This window comes from Rhizobium lentis, assembly GCF_014200175.1.
Classification (GTDB): Bacteria; Pseudomonadota; Alphaproteobacteria; order Rhizobiales; family Rhizobiaceae; genus Rhizobium; species Rhizobium mulingense.
Genome location: NZ_JACHBD010000019.1, coordinates 37032 through 50576, shown reverse-complemented (window position 1 = coordinate 50576; position 13545 = coordinate 37032). Strand labels below are relative to the sequence as shown.

At 62.6% G+C, this 13545-nt stretch carries 17 protein-coding genes; 14 read left to right on the top strand and 3 right to left on the bottom strand.

The features are described 5' to 3' along the window. Window position 1 precedes the first annotated feature (1 nt). Window positions 2-973 (bottom strand): glycerophosphodiester phosphodiesterase family protein, encoded by a 972-nt coding sequence (locus GGI60_RS29195; RefSeq protein ID WP_183919844.1) that lies wholly within the window; start codon window positions 971-973, stop codon window positions 2-4. An 81-nt stretch (window positions 974-1054) separates the two neighbouring features. Here GGI60_RS29195 and GGI60_RS29190 point away from each other — a divergent pair, with 81 nt between their 5' ends. The 10 genes from GGI60_RS29190 (at window position 1055) to GGI60_RS29145 (ending at window position 9350) form a co-directional block, all read left to right on the top strand. Beyond that, window positions 1055-1900, top strand: a complete 846-nt coding sequence (locus GGI60_RS29190; protein WP_183919843.1) for an alpha/beta fold hydrolase — start codon at window positions 1055-1057, stop codon at window positions 1898-1900. Window positions 1901-1945: 45 nt separating this feature from the next. Beyond that, entirely contained in the window at window positions 1946-2956 is a 1011-nt protein-coding gene (locus GGI60_RS29185; RefSeq protein WP_183919841.1) for a ligase-associated DNA damage response exonuclease, read from the top strand. 198 nt (window positions 2957-3154) lie between these two features. Next, on the top strand, window positions 3155-4780 hold the full coding sequence (locus GGI60_RS29180; protein ID WP_183919839.1) for a cisplatin damage response ATP-dependent DNA ligase: 1626 nt from the start codon (window positions 3155-3157) through the stop codon (window positions 4778-4780). A gap of 120 nt (window positions 4781-4900) precedes the next feature. Further along, entirely contained in the window at window positions 4901-5824 is a 924-nt protein-coding gene (locus GGI60_RS29175) for an alpha/beta hydrolase family protein (RefSeq protein WP_183919837.1), read from the top strand. A 199-nt stretch (window positions 5825-6023) separates the two neighbouring features. Next, entirely contained in the window at window positions 6024-6830 is an 807-nt protein-coding gene (locus GGI60_RS29170) for a L,D-transpeptidase (RefSeq protein WP_183919835.1), read from the top strand. 141 nt (window positions 6831-6971) lie between these two features. Continuing rightward, entirely contained in the window at window positions 6972-7706 is a 735-nt protein-coding gene (locus tag GGI60_RS29165) for a L,D-transpeptidase (RefSeq protein WP_183919833.1), read from the top strand. A gap of 246 nt (window positions 7707-7952) precedes the next feature. Further along, window positions 7953-8162 carry a cold-shock protein gene (locus GGI60_RS29160; protein WP_004676036.1) on the top strand — a complete coding sequence of 70 codons (210 nt, stop codon included), beginning with the start codon at window positions 7953-7955 and terminating at the stop codon, window positions 8160-8162. Window positions 8163-8374: 212 nt separating this feature from the next. Continuing rightward, window positions 8375-8659 carry a cold-shock protein gene (locus GGI60_RS29155; protein ID WP_097582792.1) on the top strand — a complete coding sequence of 95 codons (285 nt, stop codon included), beginning with the start codon at window positions 8375-8377 and terminating at the stop codon, window positions 8657-8659. 54 nt (window positions 8660-8713) lie between these two features. Continuing rightward, window positions 8714-8950, top strand: a complete 237-nt coding sequence (rpsU, locus tag GGI60_RS29150) for a 30S ribosomal protein S21 (RefSeq protein WP_009996690.1) — start codon at window positions 8714-8716, stop codon at window positions 8948-8950. A 166-nt stretch (window positions 8951-9116) separates the two neighbouring features. Beyond that, complete coding sequence (locus GGI60_RS29145) at window positions 9117-9350, top strand: hypothetical protein (protein ID WP_183919831.1); 234 nt, start codon at window positions 9117-9119, stop codon at window positions 9348-9350. 28 nt (window positions 9351-9378) lie between these two features. Here the strand turns inward: GGI60_RS29145 and GGI60_RS29140 are convergent, their stop codons facing one another. Next, window positions 9379-9858: a MarR family winged helix-turn-helix transcriptional regulator gene (locus GGI60_RS29140; protein WP_183919829.1), complete on the bottom strand. Its 480-nt coding sequence runs from the start codon at window positions 9856-9858 to the stop codon at window positions 9379-9381. 244 nt (window positions 9859-10102) lie between these two features. Between GGI60_RS29140 and GGI60_RS29135 the strand changes: the two genes are divergently transcribed. Beyond that, complete coding sequence (locus GGI60_RS29135) at window positions 10103-10525, top strand: organic hydroperoxide resistance protein (protein ID WP_183919827.1); 423 nt, start codon at window positions 10103-10105, stop codon at window positions 10523-10525. A gap of 265 nt (window positions 10526-10790) precedes the next feature. Here GGI60_RS29135 and GGI60_RS29130 read toward each other — a convergent pair whose 3' ends face one another. Next, window positions 10791-11309, bottom strand: coding sequence for a MarR family winged helix-turn-helix transcriptional regulator (locus tag GGI60_RS29130; RefSeq protein WP_183919825.1), 519 nt, complete (start codon window positions 11307-11309; stop codon window positions 10791-10793). An 86-nt stretch (window positions 11310-11395) separates the two neighbouring features. On the opposite strand from GGI60_RS29130, the gene GGI60_RS29125 reads away from it, so the two are divergent. The 3 genes from GGI60_RS29125 (at window position 11396) to GGI60_RS29115 (ending at window position 13509) form a co-directional block, all read left to right on the top strand. After that, a complete protein-coding gene (locus tag GGI60_RS29125) occupies window positions 11396-12124 on the top strand; it encodes a thioredoxin family protein (protein ID WP_183919823.1) in 729 nt (242 codons plus the stop codon). Between the two features lie 91 nt (window positions 12125-12215). Then, a complete protein-coding gene (locus GGI60_RS29120) occupies window positions 12216-12683 on the top strand; it encodes a DUF1579 domain-containing protein (protein WP_097608535.1) in 468 nt (155 codons plus the stop codon). Window positions 12684-12729: 46 nt separating this feature from the next. Next, window positions 12730-13509 (top strand): VOC family protein, encoded by a 780-nt coding sequence (locus GGI60_RS29115; protein WP_183919821.1) that lies wholly within the window; start codon window positions 12730-12732, stop codon window positions 13507-13509. The last annotated feature ends 36 nt before the right edge of the window (window positions 13510-13545 follow it).

Sequence of the window (13545 nt, the reverse complement as noted above, 5' to 3'; positions counted from 1 at the left end):
CTTATTTCATCGCCTTGCCGATCGCTTCGATGTCGTTTGTCCAGATGCCGGCGGAGAAGTTCTGCGGCAGTTGCGAAAGTTGCGTGGTGTCGTCGATGCCGGTGGAGAAGTCGCTGCCGCGATAGGGGCCGAGCACGAAGACCTCCGTTCCGGCATCCTGCATTCGGTTGAGGAAGCGGTCGGGCCAGCCCCAGAGCCAGGGGGCGATATTGATCGGCACCAGCATCATCCGCTGCTTGCAGGCATCCGGCAGCAGGCCGGTCCAGCCATAGCCGATATAGCCGGTGAGGCAGCCCTTCAGGCTCTGGCGCGAGGCGGTCTTGATATCGGGCACGCGCCGGCGGATGACGTCGATCGGTTCGTCGCCGCCATAGACGATGATCTCGGCCCGTCGCTCAGTGGAAAGCCCGATGAGCACGGCGGCGAGCTTTTCGCCCTCGGAAGGGTCGCGGCTCTTGACGTTGATCAGGAAGCGCCGATTCGGAAAGGTCGATAGTACCTCGGCAAGCGTCGGCATCATGCCGAGGCCGCGGCCGCGAAAGGGAAAGCTCTTGCCGCCATCGGCGGTGTAGCGATAGCCGATGTCGAGCTTCTTCATGTCAGCCATCGCCTGCTCGCGGGTGACGCCGTGCCCGTCGGTGCGGCAGTCGAGCGTCCAGTCGTGGAAGACGGCGAACTGCCCGTCCGTCGTCGGATGCACGTCGATCTCGACGATATCGGCGCCGGCGGCAAAGCCCGCCTGCATCGAGCGGATGGTATTCTCGAGATAATCGTGTTTCGGCGGCAGCATGCGGCTCGCCGTGCAGGTGTCATTCTTCAGATCGGTCTCGTCAAAGCGCTGGGCGAGGCCGCGATGGGCGAGCAGCACCGGCTTTCCTGGGCGGTGCTCCGCCAAAAGGCTGCTATTGTTGAGATAGATACCGGCCGCGGCGAGCGCGAATGCGCCGGCGCAATAGAAAAGCGTCCTGCCCATATTGCTTCCCCTGATTGCATCGAAGGACGCAACAGCTAGAAAGCGATTCTGGTTGTTCTTGGGCTGTTTTCCGGCTTTTCTATGCTGGCCGCCGATAAACCCGAAAGGACTGTCATCGCCAAGGAACGACACGACGACGAGCTCATCCATTTCGAAGACCACGGCACGGCCCCCTTGCCGCCGGCCGCAGTCGAAGGCCATGTCGGGCGCGAGGGCGCCCGCATCTGGTATGCGAGCTACGGCACCGGGCCGGCCGTCATCCTGCTGCACGGCGGTCTCGGCCATAGCGGCAACTGGGGCTATCAGGTCCCGGCGCTGCTCCAAAGTGGCCGCCGCGTCGTGCTGATCGACAGCCGCGGTCATGGCCGCAGCAGCCGCGATGCCCGTCCTTACACCTATGAGCTAATGGCCGCCGACGTACTTGCGGTCATGGATGACCTCTCTCTGGACAAAGCGGCCTTTATCGGCTGGAGCGACGGCGCCTGTATCGCCCTTATCCTCGCCATGACGGCGCCGTCACGTGTCGAGGGAGTGTTCTTCTTCGCCTGCAACATGGATCCGAGCGGCACGCTGGAATTCGTCGCCACCCCGCGCATCGACCGCTGTTTCGCGAGGCATGCCAGGGATTACGCCGAACTGTCGGCCACGCCGGACGATTTTCATCCCTTCGTCGAGGCGGTCAGCCTGATGATGCGGACGGAGCCGAATTATCAGGCCGCCGATCTCAACCGCATCGGCGTGCCGGTGGCAATCGTGCTCGGTGAACATGACGAATTCATCAAGCCGGAACATGCGGAATATCTCGCCCGCAGCATTCCGGACGCTCAGATGATCTATCTCAAGGGCGTCAGCCATTTTGCGCCGCTGCAGCGGCCGGCCGAGTTCAACGCCGCAGTGCTGTCCTTCCTCGACGGGCTTCCGTCTTGAACGTTCCCTCTGGCCTCGCGCCCAGTTCCCGCTATCTCTTGCAGCATGAGAGCTGACGCGCTGCTTTATCCTGCCCCGGAAGGGCTCTATTGCCCGGAAGGCGGATTTTATGTCGATCCGGTGCGCCCGGTGGAGCGGGCGCTCGTCACCCACGGCCATTCCGATCACGCCCGGCCCGGTCACGTGAACGTGCTCGCCACCCGCCAGACGCTCGACATCATGCGGCTGCGCTACGGCGACGGCTTTTGTGCCAGCGAGCAGGCTGCAGCCCTTGGCGAGGAGCTGCTGGTCAACGGCGTCAAAGTGATCTTTCATCCCGCCGGCCATGTGCTCGGTTCGGCCCAGATCGCCATCGAGAAGAACGGCACCCGCATCGTCGTCTCCGGCGATTACAAGCGCCGTCCCGACCCGACCTGCGCGGCCTATGTGCCGGTTGCCTGCGATGTCTTCATCACCGAGGCGACCTTTGGCCTGCCGGTCTTCCATCATCCCGATCCACTCGACGAGACCGGCAAGCTGCTGGCTTCGCTCCGGCAATTTCCCGAGCGCACCCATCTCGTCGGCGCCTATGCGCTCGGCAAGGCCCAGCGCGTCATCCGGCTGCTGCGCGATGCCGGTTATGCCGAACCGATCTATATCCACGGCGCCATGGAAAAGCTCTGCGACTATTATGTCGGCCAAGGCATTGATCTCGGCGAGCTGCAGCCCGCCACGATCGAAAGCCGCGACAAGTCGGCCTTCAAGGGCGCCGTCGTCATCGGCCCGTCCTCGGCCTTTGCCGACCGCTGGGCACGACGCTTCAACGAACCATTGCCGGCCTTCGCCTCCGGCTGGATGTTGGTGCGCCAGCGCGCCAAACAGCTCGGCGTCGAACTGCCGCTCGTCATCTCCGATCATTGCGACTGGCCGGAACTGACCGAAACGATCCGGGAGCTGCACCCGGCCGAGGTCTGGGTGACCCACGGCCGCGAGGAGGCGCTGGTGCGCTGGTGTCAGTTGCAGGGCATCAAGGCGAAACCGCTGCATCTGGTGGGTTATGAGGATGAGGCGGATTGAGATGAGCTGCGTGCTGGACCAAAACCCCTCCCCATCCCCTCCCCACAAGGGGGAGGGGCTTAACGTCTCGCACCGTCCCACCGCAAAATCTCTGCTGCGAACGAGGTCGAAAGAGGGCAGCGCAGCGCCGCGGGTTAGCCCCTCTCACCTGTGGGGAGGGGTTGGGGAGGGGTCTTTTTCCCAAGCACGGAGGCCATCATGAAAGCCTTCGCCGACCTCCTGGACCGCCTGGTTCTCACCCCCAGCCGCAACGGCAAGCTCAAGCTGCTGACCGACTATTTCCGCGACACGCCCGATCCCGACCGCGGCTACGGCCTTGCCGCGATTGCCGGCACGCTGGAGGTGCGCAACGTCAAGCCGGCCATGCTGCGCGATCTGGTGCTGGAGCGCATGGACGAGGTGCTGTTCCATTATTCCTACGACTATGTCGGCGATCTCGCCGAGACCATTTCGCTCGTCTGGGACAATGAGCGGGACATAGACCGCTCGGCCCTGGCCCAGCCGCGACTCGGCGAGGTCGTCACCCGCATGAACGCGCTCGGCCGCACGGAAGTGCGCGGCTACGTCCGCGATCTGCTCGACCGGCTGGATTCCTCCGGCCGTTTCGCCTTCATCAAGCTGACGACCGGCGCGTTGCGCATCGGCGTGTCCGCCCGCCTTGCCAAGCAGGCGCTGGCCGATCTCGGCGATAAGGACGTCGCCGAGATCGAAACCCTCTGGCACGGCCTGCAGCCGCCTTACGAGACGCTGTTCCGATGGCTCGCGGGCGGCGGTGAAAAGCCGGTACTCGCCACTCCGGCGATCTTCCATTCCGTCATGCTCGCCAATGCGGTGGAGGAGGGCGATCTGGCCAGTCTTAATCCGGCCGACTATGCCGCCGAGTGGAAATGGGACGGCATCCGCGTCCAGCTTTCCCGCTCCGGCGACAGGCGCAAGATCTATTCGCGCTCCGGCGACGACATTTCAGGCGCCTTTCCCGATATTCTTAAGGCGATCAATTTTTCCGGCGTCGTCGACGGCGAGTTGCTGGTCGGCGGCACCGCCCGCTCCAACAGCCCGACCCGCACCTTCTCCGACCTGCAGCAGCGGCTGAACCGCAAGACGGTGACGGCGAGGATGCTCGATGATTACCCCGCCTTCATCCGCGCCTATGACCTGCTCTTCGACGATGAGGAGGATGTTCGCGGCCGCACCTATATCGATCGACGCGAGCGTCTCGCCGATATTATCGACCGCGCCCCCCATGATCGTTTCGATCTGTCGCCGCTCGTGCCTTTCTCGTCCTGGGAGGAGCTTGACGCTTTGCGCGCCGCCCCGCCCGATCCGGTTATCGAAGGCGTGATGATCAAGCGCCTCGACAGCATCTATCAGGCCGGCCGCATGAAGGGCCCCTGGTTCAAGTGGAAGCGTGATCCATACAACGTCGATGCTGTGCTGATGTATGCCCAGCGCGGCCACGGCAAGCGCTCGAGCTACTATTCCGATTTCACCTTCGGCGTCTGGGCCGACGACGAGGACGGCGAGCAGCTGGTGCCGGTCGGCAAGGCCTATTTCGGTTTCACCGATGCCGAACTCGAGCTGCTCGACAAGTTCGTGCGCAACAATACGACAGAGCGTTTCGGCCCGGTGCGCGCCGTGCGCGCCGACCGGGATTTCGGCTTCGTCGTCGAAGTCGCCTTCGAGGGCATCAACCGCTCGACGCGGCACAAATCCGGGGTCGCCATGCGCTTCCCGCGCATCGCCCGCCTTCGCCCGGATAAGCCACCTTACGAGGCCGACCGCCTGCGCACGCTGATCGCCATGATCGACGCCAAGCCAGGCTGAGTTGCCGGCCGCCTGCGCAACAATGACGCAGGGCGATATTTTCAACAGTATGTGTCTTGGCGGCAGCGCGGTTTCCGGTGCAAATCTTGCGGGCCGGGGAAATGATTTGGGTGCTGCGTCATGAGCTCGCATGAACAAAATTGCTTTTTCCGGCAACGCCGTGCCGTGCTGGCGGGTCTTGCCGGCGCGCTCGTCCTGCCGCGCGTGGCGGCCGCTTTCGACGTGCCGGACGAGCCGCGCCTTGCCAAGCACGATTACGCCGAGGTCCGCCGCCACTTCCGCACGAAGCTCCTGCAGAAGGGCCCAGCGCCCGATAAATACGAATCGCTGACTGCGCCTGCCGACGCCGAGAAGATCTTCTACCGCTCCGGCTATGGCGGCGAGCTGGAACTGGTCGCCTGGGTGTCGAAATACAAGCGCGAGCACGCGGCCAAGCCGGCCGTGCTATTCCTGCACGGCGGCAATGCCATGGGGACCGGCCACTGGCAGTTGATGAAGCCCTATATGGATGCCGGTTATGTCGTGATGATGCCGTCGCTGCGCGGCGAAAACGGCCAGAGGGGCAATTTCTCCGGCTTTTACGACGAGGTCGATGACGTTCTCGCCGCCGCCGAGCGCCTGGCGCATCTGCCGGGCGTCGATCCCCAGCGCCTGTTCATCGCCGGCCACAGTATCGGCGGCACGCTGACCATGCTGACGGCGATGAGCACCCATAAGTTCCGCGCCGCCGCGCCGATTTCCGGCAATCCGAACGCCTTCCGCTTCTTCAGCCGCTATCCTCAGGACATCCGCTTCGACGACAGCAATGCGCATGAATTCGAGGTGCGTTCGGCGCTCTGTTACGCCCACAGCTTCAAATGCCCCATCCGGGTGCTTCACGGCACCGAAGAGCCGCATTTCAACGACCGCGCCGATCTGCTCGCCCGCCGCGCCCGCGCCGCCGGCATTCATATCGAAACCGACACCGTCGCCGGCAACCACACCTCGGCGCTGCCGGCTGAGATCGAACAGAGCATCCGCTTCTTCCACGGAGTAGCGGCGTAAGCTCTGCCGATGCCGGCAAGGCTGCCGGAGCATAATGGACGATTGATTACGCATGAGCTCGCCGTCGCCGATCCTGGCGGCGGGTTTATCATTTTGCTCGACTTGGTCTTTCCCACCCCAACGCCAGCCTCGCGCCAGCCGAGCATGCCATCCTTCCGGCAGTATCGCCGTCTCGCCGATCGTTGATAAGGGTGGTCCCATGAATTTTATGCGCCGGGTTTTTCCGATTGCCGGGCTTATGATTGCTGTAGCGCCGCTCAGCGGCTGCAACATCCTCATTCCCGATGTCGCCGCCGATTCGCCCGCCCGCTTCGTTCAGGAAACCTCGCCGGTCTTTTACCAGCCGCCCGGCGTCGATCCGCGCCGGGTGCGGCCCATCCCTGACCAGCCGGTGCCGCAGACGCGCGAGCTTTACAAGACCCAGTTCCACCAGACCTATGGCCTGCCGGTCACCAATCCGGTGCATGCGGCGATGTATGGCGAGCTGCGCGACGAGGATTTCACCCTGCCGCCGATCCCGGTCAGCCGCATGCAGCCGCAATTCCTGCGCCAGGAGGTCGATTATCAGACGACCGAGCGCCCCGGCACCGTCGTCGTCGATACCAAGGCGCGTTTCCTTTATTTCGTCGAGGCGGGCGGCAAGGCGATGCGCTATGGCGTCGGTCTCGGCCGCGACGGTTACGCTTGGTCGGGCCGCGGCGTCGTCCAGTGGAAGCAGAAATGGCCGCGCTGGACGCCGCCGGCCGAAATGGTCTCGCGCCAGCCCGATGTTCGCGCTTTTTCCGCCGAAAACGGCGGCATGAATCCGGGGCTGCAGAACCCGCTCGGCGCGCGCGCCATGTATATCTTCAAGGACGGGCAGGATACGCTCTATCGCATCCACGGCACTCCAGACTGGCAGTCGATCGGCAAGGCCACATCCTCCGGCTGCGTGCGCATGCTGAACCAGGACGTCGTCGATCTCTATGATCGCCTTCCAGCCAAGGCCGAGATCGTTGTGATGTAGCGCTGCAACAGCGCTGCCCATATCGTCGGCTCCATCAGGAACACGTCTGCGTGAAGCTATGGTTTATTTGGCGCAAGCCGATAGATTTCCTTATGTCGTTATTCCAGGATTCCCGCATCAAAAGGAAATCAGTCCCGCGTCATGAGTTCCGATAGACATCTTTCCCGCCGTAGCTTCCTTTCCCTTTCGGCTCTGACGGCGGCCTCCGCGCTCACCGGCTGCGCCTCCTCCGCCAACACCGTGACATCGGGCGATACCTCGATCATCTACCGTTCGCCCATGCGCCTGTTCCAATCGCCGGGAGCGTCGAGCGTCCCGAGCGGCGCCGAGCTTGCCGTCATGTACGGCCCGGTCGAGGACGGTGGCTTCCTCATTCCCGCCGTTCCCTATGAAGAGATCGATCCGCGCTATTATCGTCAGCGTGTCCTCGACCCCACCGGCCAGCCACCCGGCACTATCGTCGTCGATACGCCGTCTCGCTTCCTCTATCTCGTCCAGGCCGACGGCATGGCGATGCGCTACGGCGTCGGCATCGGCCGCGAGGGTTTCGCCTGGCAGGGGTCGGGCGTCATCCAGTGGCGTCAGAAATGGCCGCGTTGGAAGCCGCCGAACGAGATGGTCGCCCGCCAGCCGGAACTGGTCAAATACTCGATCGAGAACGGCGGCATGGAGCCGGGCCTGAAGAACCCGCTCGGCGCTCGCGCGCTCTATATCTTCTCGAACGGCGAGGACACGCTCTACCGCCTGCACGGCAATCCCGATTGGCGCTCGATTGGCAAGGCCGTCTCCTCGGGCTGTGTCCGGCTGCTGAACCAGGATATCATCGATCTCTACGATCGCGTTCCGACGAAGGCGCCGATCGTCGTCTGGCAATGATGCCGCCGGGGCGGCCGCCGGCCGGCCGCCCCTGCTTCTCTTTCGCCTGCCAATTCCCCGCTCGGAAAAGTTTTATTTCTGATTTAGCATTGCTTAATTCGACAAAAGGCCTACATGGTGCCTATCGAATTTTGCTTGTGACCTTTGTCCATGCGCCAAGAGCGCTTCGTCAGATCTCGTCTCAACATCGATATTGCCCGCGGACATCCGTCCCGGGCGCACACAAACGGTTGAAAGGAGATCGTTATGAATTCAGGCGTCGTCAAGTGGTTCAACGGTACCAAGGGTTTCGGCTTCATCCAGCCCGATGACGGTTCCACGGACGTTTTCGTCCATATTTCGGCAGTCGAACGCGCCGGCATGCGCGAACTCACCGAAGGTCAGAAGGTCCGTTACGACCTCGTTCGCGACAAGCGCTCGGGCAAGAACGCCGCCGACAACCTGCAGGCTGCATGATTTGTCATTCGCCTCCGCCGATCATCGATATGGCGGCACGCTGACCACGGATGTACTGGCAGCGAGCCGACCACCAGTGGCGGCGGGCCGACCACCAGTGGCGGCGGATAGGCTGAGTGACGGGAAGAGGTCGGGTCCGCGCCCGGCCTTTTTGCTTTGATCGCGGTCTTTGATTGACCAATTGAACAGCCGAAGAGTTGAGGGACACTGCAATGGGCAGGCCAAACTACAAAGTCGGCGACACGATCGTGCTGAAATCCGGCCTCACGCGCACCGCGAAAGCCGAGAAGCGATGCCGAATCGCCAGCATTCTGCCCAACGACCACGGGCATGTGCAATATCGCGTCCGGTTTGACGCCGAGAATTTCGAACGCCGCATCACCGAGGCCGACATTGACACCGGGAAATCACCATGTGAGGCGTCCCCCGAGGCGGTGGCCAAGTCGGACGGCGCCGGGTCCTGGCTCAAACTTTCGAGCATCAGGATTGGGAAATAGTCCCGCGTTTTATTATGGACAGTGCGGCGTCGCCGCCGAAGAAAGGATATCATCTTGCAGGTACTCGTCAGGGATAACAACGTCGATCAGGCACTGCGCGTGCTCAAGAAAAAGATGCAGCGGGAAGGTCTGTTCCGGGAAATGAAAGCGCGCAGCGCCTTCGAGAAGCCCTCCGAGAAACGCGCCCGCGAAAAAGCCGAAGCCATTCGTCGCCAGCGCAAGCTTGCCCGCAAGAAGATGCAGCGTGAGGGCTTGCTGCCGGCGCCGAAAAAGGTTCTCCGCGCCCGCTGATCCCCGGCCGCGGCATCGCGGCCAACGTGAACCACGGCCCGGCCGCTACACCGCGGGCCAACGTGGAACCACGGCCCGCCGTGGGTCGCGGCCGTCCCCGAAATCACGGCCGCGGTATCGCGGCCCGGCCGTGGCTCAATATCGCCAGCACCTGAGAAAGGCGTATATGACTGCCACCAAGGGAGAATTCTTCAATCCCGCCAAGCTGTCACCCCGTGACAAGGCGGAAACCACCGATCAGACGGCCCGCGCCATCATCGCGGCCGAGGCCTCGGCTCGCGACAAGAAGACGGAAAAGCTGAAGGCGATGCGTTTGCAGCAAGAGGCGGAAGCCGGAGCGGAAGCGGTGCCGGCAAAGAAGCGCAGGTCGCCGGCCAAATCCGCTCAGCGGCGGCCGTAATTCGGCGAGCAGGCCCGGGCAGGAGGCTTCAGCCGCCGGCGGCGCCGGCCCGGCCGAGATTGCCGCGCAGCCGATGCAGCATGTCGCGCATCTGCCCCATCTCCTCCAGCGTGCAGCCGGCGGCCTGCCCGATCGCCGTCATGATCGTATCGACCTCTCCCTTCATCACCTGGCCTTTCGGAGTCAGCGACACGATGACCTGCCGCTCGTCGCGCAGGTCGCGGATGCGCTTGATCAGACCGCTTTGCTCCAACCGTTTCAACAGCGGTGACAGTGTGCCGGAATCAAGGTCCAGCTGTTCGCCGATGGTTTTCACCGGCAGCTCGCTGCGCTCCCACAACACCAGCATCACCAGATATTGCGGATAGGTGAGGCCGACCCTGTCGAGGATCGGTTTATAGGCGCGGGTGAAGGCATGCGCCGTTGCATAGACGGCGAAACATAGCTGCTTTTCCAGCCGCTTCTCCTCTTCCGGTATTTCGATCGTCTTTGTCGCTTGCGCTTTCATATCATCATCCCCGAGCATGAGGCCGAAAAGTGTGAGCGGTTTTCGGACGACATTATGCTCTCATTTTAACGTAGAGCAGGATTCAGATTTTAGGCCGAGCCGGCCTAAAATCATCCTGTTCTAAGGCGCCGATTGTCCTCTTTCCGATTCCCAAATGCAATTTGCAAAATTCACTTGCGTGCAATTTAATTGCGCGATATTGAAAATTCAACCCTGATCGAAGGGCCAACCAAAGGAGATTGTCATGCCTATTCTCTATACGACTCAAGCCTCTGCCACCGGCGGCCGCGCCGGCCGCGCCGTTTCCGATAACGGCGTCCTGGACGTGACGCTGACCGTTCCCAAGGAGCTCGGCGGCGACGGTGCGACCGGCACCAATCCCGAACAGCTCTTCGCTGCCGGCTATTCCGCCTGCTTCCTCGGTGCCCTGAAATTTGTCGCGGGCCAGCAGAAGGTCAAGATTCCCGAAGACACGACGGTCTCGGCCAAAGTCGGCATTGGCCCGCGCGAAGACGGCACCGGCTTCGGCATCGAAGTGGCGTTGACCGTCAATATCCCCGGCCTCGACCGCGAAACCGCCGAAAAGCTTGCCGCGGCAGCTCACATCGTTTGCCCCTACAGCCACGCCATGCGCACTTCGACCGAAGTTCCGGTCACGGTCGCCTGATTGAGGCGCGCTCAGCAAAACTGCCGGCGACGGCCTTCGGCTTTAGCCGAGGCGGTCGCTTTTCTGCTGCTGACATGAACGCAGTGCTCGCAGCATGGGTCCTCGGGTCAAGCCCGAGGACGACGGAGCAAGGGGAGGTCTCTCGCCTCCAGCCAATCCTGCTCCTCAATCTCCGTCAGTGCTCGGGCTTGACCCGAGCACCTACACTCTGGTCGCATCGCTGGAAACCAAGGGTTTCTCGGATCCGAGGCGTGCTCAGTTAGCTCTACTCGGCCATCACCCGCGCTGTAACTCGGCCGGCGCGGCGAGCGGCCGGCTTCGATGCCTCACCACTCATCTCCGACACCGCCTGCAAATCCTGCCGCAGCCGCGTGGCACCGCCATCCGGCAGCCTGTCGTCGAGCGCCGCATGCGTCTCTTTCCAGATAGGCAGCGCTCTTGCCAGCACCGTCTTGCCTTCGCCGGTGAGCACGAGCAGCCGGCCGCGCCGGTCCTTCGGATTTTCTATCACGCTCACCCAGCCCTTGCGCTGTAAGGGCTTCAGCGCCGCCGTCAGCGTCGTCTGGTCCATGGCGAGCAGGGTGGCGACCGGCCCCATCGGCGGCGGCTCCGGCCGGTTCAGCGACATCATCAGTGAAAACTGCCCGTTGGTCAGCCCCGCCGGTCGCAATGCATCGTCGAACAGCCGGGCCAGCGCCCGCGCCGCTCGCTGCGCATGCAGGCAGAGGCAGGTGTCGCGCACCAGCAGCGTTGTAGAAAAAGGAATTTCAACCGAATTTGACATGGCCATTTTATATTGATATCAATCTTTCTAGTCAAGCAGAAGGAGATGGGCCGGCTCGCCGGCAGCGCCGGAGGAGGGCGCATTCCATGCAGAACGAAGTTGTTTCCCGCGAGCAATGGCTGGAAGCCCGCCGCGCCCTGCTCTTGAAGGAAAAGGAGGCGACAAAGCTGCGCGACAGCGTCAACGCCGCCCGTATGACGCTGCCCTGGGTGAAGGTCGACAAGGATTACGTCTTCGATACGCCCGAGGGAAAAAAATCGCTTGCCGATCTCTTCGACGGCCGCAGCCAGCTGCTGATCTATCATTTCATGCTCGGCCCGGATTGGGAGGCCGGCTGCCCCGGCTGCTCATTCCTCTCGGATCACGTCGACGGCGCCCTGCCGCATCTCAACCATCACGACGTCACCTGGGTAGCCGTCTCGCGCGCCCCACTTGAGAAGATCGCCGCCTACAAAAGGCGGATGGGGTGGAAATTTCCCTGGGTGTCATCCTTCGGCAGCGATTTCAATTTCGATTATCACGTTTCGTTCAGCCCCGAGGATCTTGCCAAAGACAAGGTCTTCTACAATTTCACTGCTATTGAGCCGGCCGAGGCCCATGACGAACTGCCGGGCCTCAGTGCCTTCTACCGCAACGACAAGGGCGAGGTCTTCCATACCTATTCGAGTTATGCCCGCGGGCCGGAGGAACTGATCGGCACTTTGATGATCCTCGACCGCGCGCCGAAGGGCCGCAACGAGCAGGGCACAATGAATTTCGTGCGCCGCCATGACGAATATGAGGATGCTCAAACGGCGCCATCCTGCTGTCATTGAGCAGGCACATGATGCCGAAATGCGTGGGGCGGTTTCCGGACGACGCCATGCTCTAAGAATAGGCGTCGCCATCACCTGAAGGGAGAAGAGGATGATGAAGACGGCTGAAGTGCTGAAGGAGCATTCCTTCCTGGAACGACTGGTCGGCGACTGGAGCGTCACCGCACCCGAGATGGGCGGCAGCGACGACTGGACGGAGACCGTCCGCTCGCTGCATGGCATCTGGTTCGTCGCCGAAGGTCACGGCCGCATGCCCGACGGCAAGCAGGCCACGACGATCCTGACGCTCGGCTACAACGCCGAAAAGGGCAAATATGTCGGCAGCTGGATCGGCTCGATGATGGACTTCATGTGGGTCTATGAAGGCGAGGTCGATGCCTCCGGCAATGTGCTCGACCTCTATACGACGGGACCCGACTTCAATGGCGAAGGTCTGGCCGATTACCGCGAGCAGATCACCTTCATCAACCCAGATCACCGCACCTTCACCTCCAGCGCCAGACAGGCCGACGGTTCGTGGAAGCAGTTCATGGAAGCGCATTACACCCGCAAGATCTGACCATCGCGGCGCACTCGAAACGGGGCGCCGACAAAGGGAGAGTATAATGTCTGAGACGCATGGAAAGTTCATCTGGTGCGAATTGATGACACCAGACACGGCGGCTGCCGCGAAATTCTACAGCTCCGTCGTCGGCTGGACCACCTCTGAGATGAAGGTGGAGGGCATGCCGACCTATACGATCTTCCAGGCCAACGGGATCGGCGTTGGCGGTCTGATGGAGTTCCCGGCCGAACTCGAAGGCCAGGGCATTCCGCCGAACTGGACGGGTTATGTCAGCGTCGACGATGTCGACCAGTCGGCAAAGGATTTCGCCGCCAATGGCGGTGCGGTCCGCCGTCCGCCGGAAGACATCCCGACCGTCGGCCGCTTCGCCGTGGTCGCCGATCCGGACGGCGCCGTCATCTGCATCATGACGCCGGCGCCGATGGAGCAGACCTGGCCTGAACTCGCCTTCGACGCGCCGGGCAATGTCGGCTGGCGCGAGCTCTATTCCGGCAACGGCAAGGACGCGTTCGCCTTCTATTCCAAGCTGTTCGGCTGGACGAAGGACAGCGAGATGGACATGGGTCCGATGGGCACCTACTACATCTTCGCCCATGGCGGCCGGCAGACCGGCGGCATGATGACCAAGCCGGACAACATGCCGATGCCCTTCTGGTGCTACTATTTCATCGTGCCCACCCTCGATGCCGCGATCGAACGCGTCACCTCGGGCGGCGGCAAGGTCGTCAACGGCCCGATGGAAGTCCCCGGCGGCAGCTGGATCATCCAGGCCACCGACCCCCAGGGCGCCTTCTTCTGCCTGGTGGCGCCGAAGCGGTAGTTGATCCACTTTTGATCGCAAGCGGCCCCCTCATCC

Bases quoted from the DNA above. Each gene is read 5' to 3' on its own strand.
- GGI60_RS29195 (WP_183919844.1), bottom strand. From the start codon at position 973: ATGGGCAGGACGCTTTTCTATTGCGCCGGCGCATTCGCGCTCGCCGCG.
- GGI60_RS29190 (WP_183919843.1), top strand. From the start codon at position 1,055: ATGCTGGCCGCCGATAAACCCGAAAGGACTGTCATCGCCAAGGAACGA.
- GGI60_RS29185 (WP_183919841.1), top strand. From the start codon at position 1,946: ATGAGAGCTGACGCGCTGCTTTATCCTGCCCCGGAAGGGCTCTATTGC.
- GGI60_RS29180 (WP_183919839.1), top strand. From the start codon at position 3,155: ATGAAAGCCTTCGCCGACCTCCTGGACCGCCTGGTTCTCACCCCCAGC.
- GGI60_RS29175 (WP_183919837.1), top strand. From the start codon at position 4,901: ATGAGCTCGCATGAACAAAATTGCTTTTTCCGGCAACGCCGTGCCGTG.
- GGI60_RS29170 (WP_183919835.1), top strand. From the start codon at position 6,024: ATGAATTTTATGCGCCGGGTTTTTCCGATTGCCGGGCTTATGATTGCT.
- GGI60_RS29165 (WP_183919833.1), top strand. From the start codon at position 6,972: ATGAGTTCCGATAGACATCTTTCCCGCCGTAGCTTCCTTTCCCTTTCG.
- GGI60_RS29160 (WP_004676036.1), top strand. From the start codon at position 7,953: ATGAATTCAGGCGTCGTCAAGTGGTTCAACGGTACCAAGGGTTTCGGC.
- GGI60_RS29155 (WP_097582792.1), top strand. From the start codon at position 8,375: ATGGGCAGGCCAAACTACAAAGTCGGCGACACGATCGTGCTGAAATCC.
- GGI60_RS29145 (WP_183919831.1), top strand. From the start codon at position 9,117: ATGACTGCCACCAAGGGAGAATTCTTCAATCCCGCCAAGCTGTCACCC.
- GGI60_RS29140 (WP_183919829.1), bottom strand. From the start codon at position 9,858: ATGAAAGCGCAAGCGACAAAGACGATCGAAATACCGGAAGAGGAGAAG.
- GGI60_RS29135 (WP_183919827.1), top strand. From the start codon at position 10,103: ATGCCTATTCTCTATACGACTCAAGCCTCTGCCACCGGCGGCCGCGCC.
- GGI60_RS29130 (WP_183919825.1), bottom strand. From the start codon at position 11,309: ATGTCAAATTCGGTTGAAATTCCTTTTTCTACAACGCTGCTGGTGCGC.
- GGI60_RS29125 (WP_183919823.1), top strand. From the start codon at position 11,396: ATGCAGAACGAAGTTGTTTCCCGCGAGCAATGGCTGGAAGCCCGCCGC.
- GGI60_RS29120 (WP_097608535.1), top strand. From the start codon at position 12,216: ATGATGAAGACGGCTGAAGTGCTGAAGGAGCATTCCTTCCTGGAACGA.
- GGI60_RS29115 (WP_183919821.1), top strand. From the start codon at position 12,730: ATGTCTGAGACGCATGGAAAGTTCATCTGGTGCGAATTGATGACACCA.